At 51.7% G+C, this 12680-nt stretch carries 10 protein-coding genes; 7 read left to right on the top strand and 3 right to left on the bottom strand.

All coding sequences use genetic code 11. The features are described 5' to 3' along the window. Nucleotide 1 precedes the first annotated feature (1 nt). Nucleotides 2–1003, top strand: a complete 1002-nt coding sequence (locus J7619_RS00985; RefSeq protein WP_291192999.1) for an MBL fold metallo-hydrolase — start codon at nt 2–4, stop codon at nt 1001–1003. Between the two features lie 111 nt (nt 1004–1114). Here the strand turns inward: J7619_RS00985 and J7619_RS00980 are convergent, their stop codons facing one another. Beyond that, nucleotides 1115–2365, bottom strand: a complete 1251-nt coding sequence (locus J7619_RS00980) for a hypothetical protein (protein ID WP_291192997.1) — start codon at nt 2363–2365, stop codon at nt 1115–1117. Nucleotides 2366–2666: 301 nt separating this feature from the next. Here J7619_RS00980 and J7619_RS00975 point away from each other — a divergent pair, with 301 nt between their 5' ends. From J7619_RS00975 to J7619_RS00950, 6 genes are all read left to right on the top strand, one after another. Continuing rightward, on the top strand, nt 2667–3281 hold the full coding sequence (locus J7619_RS00975; RefSeq protein WP_291192995.1) for an RNA polymerase sigma-70 factor: 615 nt from the start codon (nt 2667–2669) through the stop codon (nt 3279–3281). 94 nt (nt 3282–3375) lie between these two features. Continuing rightward, a complete protein-coding gene (locus tag J7619_RS00970; RefSeq protein ID WP_291192993.1) occupies nt 3376–4371 on the top strand; it encodes a FecR family protein in 996 nt (331 codons plus the stop codon). Between the two features lie 27 nt (nt 4372–4398). After that, entirely contained in the window at nt 4399–7824 is a 3426-nt protein-coding gene (locus J7619_RS00965) for a TonB-dependent receptor (RefSeq protein ID WP_291192991.1), read from the top strand. An 11-nt stretch (nt 7825–7835) separates the two neighbouring features. Beyond that, complete coding sequence (locus J7619_RS00960; protein WP_291192989.1) at nt 7836–9674, top strand: RagB/SusD family nutrient uptake outer membrane protein; 1839 nt, start codon at nt 7836–7838, stop codon at nt 9672–9674. Between the two features lie 22 nt (nt 9675–9696). Further along, entirely contained in the window at nt 9697–10587 is an 891-nt protein-coding gene (locus tag J7619_RS00955; RefSeq protein ID WP_291192987.1) for a DUF1735 domain-containing protein, read from the top strand. A 44-nt stretch (nt 10588–10631) separates the two neighbouring features. Then, nucleotides 10632–11411 carry a DUF1080 domain-containing protein gene (locus tag J7619_RS00950; protein ID WP_291192985.1) on the top strand — a complete coding sequence of 260 codons (780 nt, stop codon included), beginning with the start codon at nt 10632–10634 and terminating at the stop codon, nt 11409–11411. On the opposite strand, the gene cysC is transcribed toward J7619_RS00950, so the two are convergent. Next, a complete protein-coding gene (cysC, locus tag J7619_RS00945; protein WP_291192983.1) occupies nt 11381–11917 on the bottom strand; it encodes an adenylyl-sulfate kinase in 537 nt (178 codons plus the stop codon). The genes J7619_RS00950 and cysC overlap by 31 nt on opposite strands. Further along, nucleotides 11914–12675 (bottom strand): 3'(2'),5'-bisphosphate nucleotidase CysQ, encoded by a 762-nt coding sequence (cysQ, locus tag J7619_RS00940; protein ID WP_291192981.1) that lies wholly within the window; start codon nt 12673–12675, stop codon nt 11914–11916. Before cysQ ends, cysC begins: the two co-directional genes overlap by 4 nt. Nucleotides 12676–12680 lie beyond the last annotated feature (5 nt).

Genomic DNA, 12680 nt, shown 5'->3' with positions numbered 1-12680 from the left:
AATGGGTGCGTTAATCAGAAGCCTGTTTGAGGATTACTGGCATTATTTCGATAAAGGCTATACGTTGTGCCATTATACCTTTATAGGCCTTGCCGATTTCTTCGTCTTTATCCGGGTTTTTAATTTCGGTGGTTTTTGCGCAAATTACTTGCGGGCCGCCGGTACGCTTTCAATCGGCTGCACATTGGTTTTGCTTAAATATCCCAATCCCGCGACTATGCTTCGAATTTTAGCTTCACGGAAATCTGTAAAGTCATTCGCCTTTGTAACGGCGGCTCTGTTATTCTTTGCTCCCTTTTGGGTGCAAGCGCAGTCCGACACATACGAGGTTTTTGCGATCAAATTCGCAGGTACCGACAAACAGTTTTACGAAGCCGAATGGGCTACCGGTGGAGGTAAGGATGTACCGGTCCCTATCAGCTTCATGTTTTGGTTATTGAAGGGAAAGAACGGCCGGAATATCCTGGTGGACGCCGGATTCATGCCGGAGAAGGTGAAGGAAGAGGAGTTTTTCAAGCTGGCAGGCTATATCCGGCCCGATTCCGCATTGCTGAAAATGGGGGTGAAGCCCGGCGATATCAGCGATATTATTCTTTCTCACCCGCATTGGGACCACCTCGGCGGTGCAGCCCTGTTTCCGAATGCTACTCTATGGATGCAGGAGCATGATTTCGAGGGGTTTGTAGGAACCGCGTGGCAAAAGGACGGACGCCGGGGCGGATTTGCGCAGGGTGATGTCCGCATGGTGATCGACCTCAATCTGGCAGGGAAGCTAAGCCTGATCGCCGGTGATAATAAAGACATATTGCCGGGAGTGACGGTTTTTACGGGTTCGAAACATACCTATGATTCGCAATATGTGATGGTCAGCAACGGAAAGGAAAAAGTGGTGATCGCTTCGGACAATATCTGGATTTATTACAGCCTCGACCATCTGACGCCTCCTTCACCCGGCGGCACAACCGACCCGCAGGGATATGTGGAAGCCATAAAACGAAGGTGAGTGATCCCAAATATATCCTGCCGGGCCACGACTCACGGGTATTCGAAAAATTCCCCGAAGTCGCTCCGGGTGTCGCCGCGATCAGGTAGCGCACGTGCGGCACGCAGGTACCTACAATACAAGCCCGAAACCCATACGGACGTAGCCCAGGTAGCGCCGCGAGTTTTCATTGACTTTTAACATGTTATGGCTCATTCCCGCTGAGAAATCAATGAATGCGCTGCCGAACATGACCTGCTGGAAGCCGGCGCTGGCGCCCAATCCCAGGTGACGTTTGCTTTTCCCTTCACCGAAATAAGTTTCGCTGTGATAGAAGAGGTGGTGCATATAAGGGGCAACATAAAAGCCGGAAAGGTTATTCCCGCCTGTTCCCTGCCGGATTGCCTTCTTCTGATTAGTATAATACCGTAAATGCAAAGTGGATTGAAGCTGATAGTCGTTCGTAACAAACCTAGCCCCTGGTGCCGGGAAATCCTGCGATACGATGCGGAGGTAGTCGACAGAAAGCTGCGTGTTTAGAGAGAACGGGCTGCTTTTTACCTTTCTTTCATAAGATATCCCCGCGCTTCCATTGGAATAGTTGCGGGAAATATAAACCGTCGGCCATTGCAGCTTCCAGAGTTGCTGCACGAAGTCGTCGCAACGCAGTACCTCGCAAAAAGGCTGGTTTTTCTGCCGTTTCCAATCGCCGAATGCAAGCCCCATGCTCGTACGCGAAGCAATCGCGATCCGGGACGACTTGCTGAACTCGTAAGCCAGCAGCAGTGGATCATCGTCCTGCCGGTAATCCTGGTAATAGAGCGCGATGCCCAGTTCCATCCGGCCCTGGTTCAGGAAGCGCCTCTGCATCCCGAACTCCAGACCGATTCTTTTCAGGTCGTTATTCACCACTTCCTTGCCCCACTGCCGTTCCCCTACTACCGCGAGGAAATTTCCGGTGAAGTTGTTGCTGCCAGTCCCTTCCCGCATCCGCCGACGCATATCGTAATACCACCGGCCATATATTTTTCCTAAAATCGTCCCTGCCAGGCCGGTATTCCCGCCCGAACCTCCGCTGATGCCCAATTCTGCGCCCACCGACCAGGATGGTAGTGCTTTGTACTCATACCCGACGTCGACCTGCGTGGTATTATCGGCTGTATTTTCAACGCTGAAAACGTAGTTGGGCATAAATGTAAGCCCTATTTTCAGCATATGGCGGGTCGGGACTTTGGTCATGAACACGTTCTCATACCGGTCCACAAAACGCTGTTTGACAAACGTTTCCCCGGAGTCTTCTTCGGCAAAAGTCACCTGAACGGAATCCTGCCCGTTGGAAACGTGGAAAATGCATAGAAACAGGGCAAAAAACAGCAGCTTCATGAATGGTAAAAGTTAGTGATGAGGTCACGAGACGTCACGCCGGTCCCGCGACAGATTCAAATTACTGATTAGCTTTTGTATCAAAGAGGCTCCATCGGTGGAGGATGGTTGTATGGGAAAACGAAAATCATAAGCCGATCAGATGGCTTAATACACTACCATAATGTCGAATTCTCAGAGTCAAACAGATTATAAATTAAATTATTTAAGAATCTAGGTAGGGTGTTGTCTAAATATTTTGTCATCGTTGTAATTGGTGTACAATAAATTCGTCGGATTGAAAAAGATGCAGAATAAAACTTTGAATCAAGGTTTTGCAGAAAAGAGCTTCGTTCAGGCAGAGGCCGATAATGATCGCGAGGCAGATTCGGCGGCGATAGACAAGGAATTCTTTATCAGAAAGGTGTTTGAAACCGATGTAAAGAAGGGTTATGACCTCCTGTTTTGCCATTACTATTCGTCGTTGTGCAGCCACGCGGTCAGGTACGTATATTCACGAGAGGTAGCGGAGGATATCGTTTCGGAGGTATTTCTGGCTTTCTGGAAAAAAGCGGTGCACACGCATATCACTACGTCGTTCCGGGCTTACCTGTTTATGTCGGTCAGGAACAAGTGCCTTACGTACCTGAAATGGGAGCTTAAAAATGAGATGGTCGAAGAATTGCCCGATGCAACGCTGGTATCCATGCATTTGCAGCCCGACACGCTGATCGAGTTCGATGAGCTTTACCTGCGGATTGTGAAAATAGTCGATGGGCTACCGCCCCAAAATCAAAAAGTTTTCCTGATGAGCCGTTTCAGCGGGATGTCGTATCAGGAAATCGCGGACAAGCTTCAGATATCCCGAAAAGCAGTGGAAGCACACATTAGCAGGGCCCTCACGGAGTTAAGGAAAGCACTCGACGGCTTGAACTGACGCGGGTTGCCATTTTGCAGGGATCGCTTCGACGCGCGGTTCCAGGTTTTAAAAGGCCGTTACGGCCCTTTACCATATTTTAAAATAATAAAAAATGAAGCCAGAAATGACGAAGTATGCTGTTTTTGCCCATTTTTCGGGTGACGCAACCCCTCTTCAGAAGGAAATGATGGGGGAATGGCTGAAAGACAGGCGAAATGTTGAATTATATTTTGAATGGCTGGACGAATGGGAGAAAATGCATCTCCAGTTCCAGCCCGATACAGCCGAAGCGCTTGCGAAGATCAGCGAAAAATTACAGGATCCGGCCGATGCGGAAGTGGTATTGCCCGTTGTGCCAACCCTTCATTTCTGGAAAAGGAGGGGATTTCTTTGGGCTGCTGCCTGCTTGTTCCTCGTAGGAATCGGCGCCTTCATGGGCAGGGACATTTTAACTTACGGCAGGTACGAGACGGCTTTCGGAGAGCAGAGCAAGTTCCTGCTGGCCGATGGAACGGAGGTGGTTTTGAATGCGAATTCACGGTTGAAGGTCCCTCGGTGGGGTTTTGGTAAGTCCACCCGCCACGTCTACCTCGAAGGGGAAGCTGAATTTTCGGTGCGACATACGGTTGATCACCAGTATTTCAAGGTGCATAATGCGGATAACAGCTTAATTACCGTGCTGGGGACGGAGTTCGTAGTTTATACGCGGGCCAAACAAACCAGCGTGGTGCTCAACAAAGGTAAGGTGGAGTTATCGTCACCGGGTAGCGAGCAGGCGCTGACGATGTCGCCCGGCGACCGCGCCACTATCGAGACGAGCGGGGAAATCGTCGTCGAAAAATTATCGAAACAACAACTCGCCCAGCATTCGGCCTGGAAGGAGCACCGGTTCGTGTTCGATGATACACCCCTGCGCGAGGTGGCCGTGAAAATACACGAGTTGTTCGGAGTGGAAGTGAAAATTAAAGACAAAGGACTGGCTGCGCGCACAGCAACCGGTTCATTTCCTGCGAAAAATGCGGAGGAGCTTCTGACGATCATGTCCTATATGTACAATTTCGAAATTCAGAAAACCGACGATAAAGTCATTCTAATTCCTAACCCTTAATTATTGTTCATCCTAACCTGCCGATTTATGAATCTAAAATTACCGTTGATCAGGTTTTTTTTCCTCTGTATAGCGATCGGTGCAAGTCCCAATCTCGTGCTGGGCCAGCTGTTTGCCAACACGAAGGAGGTCGCCCGCCAGTCGGACACGCGTCCGCAAATGGTGGAGCTTACGGACATGTTGTTGAAGTTGAAAGACAAATACCATGTGGATTTGCTGTTTGAAGAAAAGATTATCGCCCGGGTTAGGGTGCCGGCTAACAGCATCCGGCCGTCGGCCTCTTTCGAAGAAAACCTGGAAGGACTGTTGCGGTCGACGGGTATCCAGTACAGAAAAGTGAAGAAAGATACCTACGTGCTGCTGGATGAAAAGGTAGTACCCATTCAAAAGCCCCTGGAACAGGTACCGAGCCGCTTGCCCGAGAACGGCGTAAAAGCGATTGAAATACTGGAAAGGAAAATCAGGGAAGTGCCCATGAGCAACGCGGACGTGCCGATTACAGGCCGGGTCACCGACGAAAAAGGGGAGGTGCTTCCGGGGGTAAATGTGACGGTAAAAGGTACTTTGAGGGGCGTTTCGGCGGATGCGTCGGGAAATTACAGCCTGTCGGTGCCGGTGGGAGAGGTAACGCTCGTATTCTCGTTTGTCGGTTACGTTACGCAGGAAGTTCCATTGGGCAACCGCAAGACGCTCGATGTGATCCTCAGGCCGGACAACAAAAACCTCGATGAGGTCGTGGTAGTCGCCTTTGGAACACAACGCAAGGAAAGTATCGTCGGGGCGATCTCGTCGGTGTCGGCCAGCGATTTGAAAGTGCCGGTAAGCAAGCTCAGTAATGCCCTGGCAGGTCAGATAGCCGGTATCGTGTCGGTGCAGGGAAGCGGCGAGCCGGGCTCGGGGTCGAGCTTCTGGATTCGCGGGATCAGCAGTTTCGGGGCCAGCAATACGCCGCTCATTCTGGTAGACGGTATCCAGCGGTCGATGGACCTGGTTGACCCGGAGGATATCGAGTCGTTCTCGATCCTGAAAGATGCCAGCGCTACGGCGGTGTACGGGGTCAGAGGGGCCAATGGAATTGTTCTGATCACCACAAAAAAAGGAAAGTATTCCGACAAGCCGACCATCAATACCCGGTATGAAAGAGGCTTTTTAGCCCCGACGCGGCTGCCTAAGCTGGCGAATGCGAGCCAATGGATGGATTATTACAACGACATCAGCTACGACGCTAATGGGACCACTCCATTTCCCGACCATGTGAAGCAGAAATACCTGTCGGGCGAGGACCCGGACCTTTACCCTAATGTCGACTGGATGAAGACGATCTACAAGGATGCGACGACGAGCAACCGCCTGAACCTGAATGTGACCGGCGGAGGAAAGATCGCCCGGTACTATGTTTCGGGATCCTATTACAATGAAAATGGCCTTTTCAATCCGGTCGTGCGGGAATCGTACAACCCGTCCGTGAAATACAACAGGTTCACTTTCCGCTCGAACCTGGATGTGGATATTACCAAATCGACCGAATTGAGCCTGGCGCTTTCGAATACCTATGAAAATAAGAACCGGCTCGGCGTAGACATGGCCACCATGTATGTCATCGCGATGACTACCCCGCCGATTGCCATCGCGCCTTACTACTCCGACGGTAGCCATGCGCAGCCGCTGGTGGGCAGCAATCCCTATTACTCGCTGAATTCCACCGGGTTCTCGCAGGATTTCTGGAATACCTCACAGTCCCTGATGAGCCTTACCCAGGATTTGAGCGACTTCGTGGTGCCGGGATTGAAATTCAACGTCAAGTTTTCCTGGGACGCGACCAACGAATCGACGCTGGATAAGCGGAAAAACCCGGCAACTTACTATGCGACCGGACGCGACGAAAGCGGCAAACTCATCTTGCACAAGAATGCGGACGGCAGCGATTACCTGTCGTTGGCCAGATCCAACCGGGGCACGAAAACGACTAACCTGGAATCGTCCCTCACTTATGACAATACGTTTGGTGACCACCGTGTGGGAGGGTTGTTTCTCTTCACCAGAAGGGAGCACACCAACAACTTCCCGGGAAACTACATTATGGCATTCCCTTACCGGAACATTGGTATTGCAGGCCGTTTGACCTATGCCTTTAAAAACAAGCTATTTTTTGACGGGAACTTCGGTTACAACGGATCGGAGAACTTCGCACCTTCGCATCGCTTCGGGTTCTTTCCGTCGATTGGGTTAGGATATAACATCAGCAAGGAGAAATTCTTTCATGACCTGTTCCCGTCGGTTAACCTGATGAAATTCAGAGGCTCGCACGGGTACATCGGCAACGATCAGATCGGGGGCGACCGCCGGTTCGCGTACAACTCGGAAATGCAGTATTCAGGGGCGTACACATTCGGTACCACCGGCCAGAAACCCATCACCGGTATCGCGACGGGTAATCCGGGGAACCCCAATGTGGCCTGGGAGGAAGCGATCAAAACGAATATCGGGTTCGAACTCGGGATTTGGGACAAGCTGAAACTTCAATTGGATTATTTCAACGAGCGCCGCGACGGGATCTACATTTTGCAGCAGAGCGTCCCCTCGGTAGTCGGGATCAATGTGGCCCAGTATGTAAATCTTGGTAAAATGGCTAACCGCGGCATTGACGGATCGATCGAGTACAGCTATGTCAAAGGGGACTGGTTGCTTTCGGCGAGAGGAAATTTCTCTTACAACCGCAACAAGGTCATCTACAACGATTCGCCGACCCCGATATATGGCTACCAGGAAATCGCGGGGCAGGCCTATAACCAACAGTTCGGACTGGTTTCGATGGGCCTCTTTAAGTCAGTAGAAGATATTCAGCAGAGTCCGGTACAGAAATTTGGTTCGGTGGTGCCCGGTGATATCAAATTCAAAGACATTAACGGCGACGGGGTGGTCGACAGCTACGACCGGATCGCAATCGGACGAACTACCGTGCCGGAGCTGTCCTATGGCTTCGGTTTGAGTGCCAAATACAAACAATTTGATCTGTCGGCATTCTTTCAGGGAGTGGGGCATGTGACGCGGATCATTGGCGGCGATCCCTTGCAAGGTCCTCAGGGAAGCATCCTCGTGAACGGACAGATCCTGGCCGACGCAGCCGAGAAGAGATGGAGCCTGCATAACCAGGACCCGAATGCAGAATATGCGCGGATGTCGCTGGCTTACAACGAAAACAACCGGCAGGCATCTACCTTCTACCAGAAAAACATGCGCTTCATCCGGTTGAAGAATGCCGAAATAGGCTACACCATCCCCAAAAGCATCGTGACCAGGGCCAGGGTTTCGACCGTGCGTATCTATGCGCAAGCTGTCAACTTGTTCACATTCAGCAAATTTAAGTTGTGGGACCCGGAGCTGAACGCCAGCTTCGGGAACATTTACCCGCAAATGAAAACAGTGAGCTTTGGGGCAAGTCTTAATTTTTAACAGCGACCAACATGAGAAAGTTATCTATCATAACCGGCATATTATTGACCCTATTTGTAGCGACTTCTTGCAGCGATTACCTGTCGGTGGAATTGCAGAATGCGCTGACACTGGAAGAAACGTTCAATAAAAGGGCTACTACCGAGGCTTACCTTGCCCAGATATACGGTTTTTTGCCCGATGATTCCGACATGGTCGGTGGTGAAAGTTCCGTTGTCCCGAGATCGGACGAGGGGATGTTCTCGTGGTTATCGGGCGTGTCGTGGCTTAATATGAACAACGGTTCATGGGGCCCCACGACATCCTCCTACGCAACCTGGAAAAGCAGCTACACGGGTATCAACCAGGCCACTATTTTTATGAATAATGTAGACAAGAATGTCGAAATAGGGCCGGCGGAGAAGGAGGTAATGAAAGCCGAGGCACGTTTTATCCGCGCGTTTTTGTACTTCAACCTGTTGCGCAAATACGGACCGGTATATATCTGGGGCGACAAGGATTCTGATATTTCCATCCGCCCCGAGACGATCGACCGGCATACGGTAGACGAGAATTTTGACTTCATTTTAGCGGAATTTGATAAGTGCATCGCGGCGCTGCCCGCTACCATCACGGAAGAAGCCTGGGCCGGAAGGGCAACGAAAGGGGCGGTAATGGCCGCAAAAGCCCGCGCCGCACTGTACCGGGCACGTCCGCTATTCAACGGGGCGGAATATCTGCGGGGAATGACCAACAAAGAAGGCAACAAGATTTTTCCTCAGAGCGTCGATCCCCAAAAGTGGGAAGTCGCGGCGCAATCGGCCAAAGCGCTGATCGATATGAACCAGTATTCGCTTTACATGGATAATACGGAGACCGATCCCATGCGAAAGGCCATCAAGTCCTACCAGGGTATATTCTTCAAATTCTGGAATTCGGAAGTGATTTGGGGGCGATGGCTGGGCGCTGCGAATGGCTGGGTCGTAAGGGCTAATCCGCCGAGGGCTGTAAAGGAAGGCTATGGCGGATATGCTCCCTCGCTTAAACTGGTGGACACTTACCCGATGGCGGCTAGCGGGCGCTATCCGGTCACGGGGTACGATGCAGCCGGCTATCCGATCGTCGACGCCAAGTCGGGGTACCGGGAGGAGGGTTTTACGCCGGGTTACATTCATCCGATGGACGACTGGGCGCCGATCAGGGCGCATAACAGCACCGTCGGACGGGACGCCCGCTTTTACGCATCGATCCTAGCGAACGGGTTCAACTGGTACAATCGCGGAGCAGGCGACAAGGTAATCACGTTTTACACCGGAGGTACTTCGGGCTACCAGGCGTCGGGCGACTGTGTGAAAGCAGGTTATCTGTTCAGAAGGATGAGTGACCCCAGCAATAATACAGAAAACGGCCAGTGGGGCCAGTTTTGCTGGCCGATGTTCCGGTTGGCGGAAATTTACCTGAGCTATGCCGAGGCGTGCAATGAAAAGCCGCAGCGCAATGAAGCGGATGCTTTGACCTACATCAACAGGGTCAGAAACCGGAGCGGGCTCAATAACCTGCAAGTGGCTTATCCTGAGGTGGTCGGAAACCAGGCCCTTCTGCGCGAGCTCATCCGCAAGGAGCGTATGGTGGAAATGGCCTTCGAATCGCACCGGTACCACGATGCCCGGATGTGGATGATTGCCGAAAAGGAATTTGTAGGGCCTAACTACACGCGAAACCTGGCCGCCACCAACTACGATGATTCCTGGAAACGTACTTCGACCTTATTCCCCGGTACGAGGGTATTTGAAAAGAAACACTATTTCTTTCCTATCAATCAGGAGCAATTGAATGAAATGAAAAATTTCACACAGAACTATGGATGGTAATTTCAATCAATACGGACCAGCGATGATGAACAAACTAAATAGACTACTGCCGATCCTGATATGCGTGCTCATGTTGGCCGGATCGGCTTGTGAAGACCCGAGAATGAATAACATGGCCGGGGACCAGGTTTACCTGAATAATTTCGGTGAAAATGAGCAGAATGTTTTCAAATGGGAGCATTTTACCTATCAGCTTCCGGTTATCAAGAGCGGGGTAGGACAGCTGGGAGGAGTAGTTGCCTTGCACGTGGACGAGGCCGTTTTAGCCAACTACGGTGATAAATACGCATTGCTGCCGGCAGCGCTTTACAAAATCAAAACCCCGGAGCTGACGCTGGGCAAGTCGGACTACAACGCGTTTTTCGAGATCGAATTTGATGCGGCGGGAATAGAAGCATTGGAGGAGAAAACCGGTCTGCGCTATGCGGTGCCGTTCAGACTTTCCTCAGGCACCATTAAAACGGCCGCTGACCAGCAGCTCTGCTCCGTGGTCGTGCCGAATGTGCTGGAACCCTATATTCAGTTCAAAACGGCGGGCCTGTCGCCTGCGACGTTGTCGGTGAGCACCACCAATTCTCCGGCAGAAACAAAATGTTATGCATTTGTTCAAACCAACTATCACAACAAGGCCGACTTGCAATACAAGGTAGCGGTAAGCGAAGCGGCCCTGGCGAAATACAACAAGGAAAACGGGACAGACCACAAGTTGCTTCCTGCCGCCGCCTACAAAATCGACGAGACCAGCTTTACCATTGCAAACCAGAACAACGAGCAGGCGCTGTCGTATTACCTTATCAAGGGCAAAGTTTCCAATGGCGAATACATGCTGCCGCTTGAAATAACATCCGTTTCGAAATACGGCATTAACCCGGCCGGATCGACTATGCTCGTCCCGGTCAAAATCGAGGACTGACGAAACGCTGGCTGCTCCGGTTGTCTTATAATGAATGCCAGGAAATGTCAAATCAGAATATGCAGGGTATTATCATGACCAGTAACTGGAAAAATATCATTAGTTCAATGTTGATGGGTTGTTTCGTGTACGTGGAGGTATGCGGGCAGACTTTGCCTTCGGCCCCTTTCCAATTGTCCGGGAAAGAAAAAAGGCAGGGATACCACGTCCTCTTCGATGGGACGTCAATGGATCAGTGGAAGGGCAATACAGCCGAATATGTGCTGGAAGAGGGTACTATTACAATGCGGCCCTCGCAGCGTGGGGGCGGAAATCTGTATACCAAAAACACTTATACCGACTTTATCCTGCGTTTCGAGTTTTGGCTGTCGCCGGCCGGCAATAACGGGCTCGGCCTACGCCATGATTATGTCGAGCCCGATAAAGGATATAGTGGTATGGAGCTGCAAATACTGGATAACGAGCATCCAGACTATGCCAATCTCGAACCCGGTCAGTACCATGGCTCTGTTTACAAAATCATTCCTGCCAAACGCGGTTTCCTCAAACCGGCAGGGGAATGGAATATTCAGGAGGTCCGGGCAAAGGGCGACCACATTCAGGTAATTTTGAATGGGGAAATGATTTTGGATGGCCATTTGAAGGAGGCTACGGCCAGGTTAAAACCAGGATCTTTCCAAAACGCAGTGCTGAATGAGTCCGGGCATATTGCTTTTTTGGGACACGGTTCAGTAGTGAAGTTCAGAAATATCAGGATCAGGGAAAGAAAGGCTTTTTGTTGTGCGCAACAAGCTTACCGGGCCAGGGTTTCGAGCGTCAGGTGATAAATGGCGTCCGCACATTCATCAGCTTGCCACATGGCGGTAGGCACGAGGAGATCGGGTGCAGCCGGTGCCTCGAAATCCGAACCGATGCCCGTGAAATTTTCGATTTCATGGTTACGCGCCTTCCGGTAGAGGCCCTTCACGTCGCGCTGCTCGCAAATGGCGATCGGGCATTCCAGGTATATTTCGATGTAACGGTCGCCCAGGGTTTTTCGCAGCAGGTCCCGGTGCGATTGCATGGGCGTAATGAACGAGCAAATTACAATGAGGTCCTTTTCGAGCAGGATTTTGCAGAGCTCCGCGACGCGCCGGATATTTTCGAGGCGGTCGGCATCGGAAAAGCCCAGGTCGCGGTTCATGCCGGCTCTTACCACGTCGCCGTCGAGCGGCAGCGTGCGGTAACCGTCGGTTTCGAGCCGATGGGCGACAAGCCGGGCCAGGGTGCTTTTTCCCGCGCCCGAATGCCCCAGCAACCATATGACTACCCCTTTTTGCTGTTCTTTCATTGGCATAAGCACAAAAAGCTGCCGTTGAGCAGCGACGCTTTGTTGTACAAAAACGGTTCGCCCGATGCGGTGGTCATTTTGCCGCCGCTGCATTCGAGGATCGCTTGCCCGGCGGCGGTATCCCATTCCATGGTCGGGCCCTGGCGGAAATAAATGTGCGCCAGCCCCTCGGCAACGAAACAGAATTTGATGGAACTTCCTACCGACACCTGGCGCGTGACCGGGTATCGGGCCAATACCGCCGCTTCCTCCGGGCTTCCGTGTGAACGGCTGCCTACAGCTGTCCAGTCGGCGTCGGCGTGGCTGGTTTGAAGGCGGACAGCATTACCGGCATTGTCGGTTTTCCATGCCCCGCCCGCCTGGTCCGCGTAGTAGGTCACGCCCGACACGGGTACGTGTATGACGCCCATTACAGGCTTGCGGTCGCGGATGAGCGCGATGTTGACGGTAAACTCCCCGTTTCGCTTCACGAATTCCTTGGTACCGTCGAGCGGGTCCACGCACCAGTAGGTATGCCAGTTTTTTCTTTCTTCAAAAGGAATGTCCCTTCCTTCCTCCGAGAGCACCGGTATGCCGGGGAAATGTTTGGCCAATGCGCCAACGATCACCTCGTGCGAAGCTTTGTCGGCGAGGGTTAGCGGTGAGTCATCGGCTTTGTGTTCCACTTCGCCCGATCGGGCAGGGTCGTTGTAGATGCCCATAATAGCATTTCCGGCTTCGCGGGCAATGGCAGGCAATATATGAATGTCTATCTGCATGATTT

This window comes from Dyadobacter sp. (assembly GCF_017744695.1).
Taxonomy (GTDB): Bacteria; Bacteroidota; Bacteroidia; order Cytophagales; family Spirosomataceae; genus Dyadobacter.
Note: the sequence above shows the minus strand (reverse complement) of the source record. Positions and strands in the feature narration are given on the sequence as shown.

What these genes read in the sequence shown, in the direction of transcription:
- J7619_RS00950 (WP_291192985.1), top strand. Translation starts at nt 10,632, where the DNA reads ATGTCAAATCAGAATATGCAGGGTATTATCATGACCAGTAACTGGAAA.
- J7619_RS00960 (WP_291192989.1), top strand. Translation starts at nt 7,836, where the DNA reads ATGAGAAAGTTATCTATCATAACCGGCATATTATTGACCCTATTTGTA.
- J7619_RS00955 (WP_291192987.1), top strand. Translation starts at nt 9,697, where the DNA reads ATGATGAACAAACTAAATAGACTACTGCCGATCCTGATATGCGTGCTC.
- cysC (WP_291192983.1), bottom strand. Translation starts at nt 11,917, where the DNA reads ATGAAAGAACAGCAAAAAGGGGTAGTCATATGGTTGCTGGGGCATTCG.
- J7619_RS00965 (WP_291192991.1), top strand. Translation starts at nt 4,399, where the DNA reads ATGAATCTAAAATTACCGTTGATCAGGTTTTTTTTCCTCTGTATAGCG.
- J7619_RS00970 (WP_291192993.1), top strand. Translation starts at nt 3,376, where the DNA reads ATGAAGCCAGAAATGACGAAGTATGCTGTTTTTGCCCATTTTTCGGGT.
- cysQ (WP_291192981.1), bottom strand. Translation starts at nt 12,675, where the DNA reads ATGCAGATAGACATTCATATATTGCCTGCCATTGCCCGCGAAGCCGGA.
- J7619_RS00980 (WP_291192997.1), bottom strand. Translation starts at nt 2,365, where the DNA reads ATGAAGCTGCTGTTTTTTGCCCTGTTTCTATGCATTTTCCACGTTTCC.
- J7619_RS00985 (WP_291192999.1), top strand. Translation starts at nt 2, where the DNA reads ATGGGTGCGTTAATCAGAAGCCTGTTTGAGGATTACTGGCATTATTTC.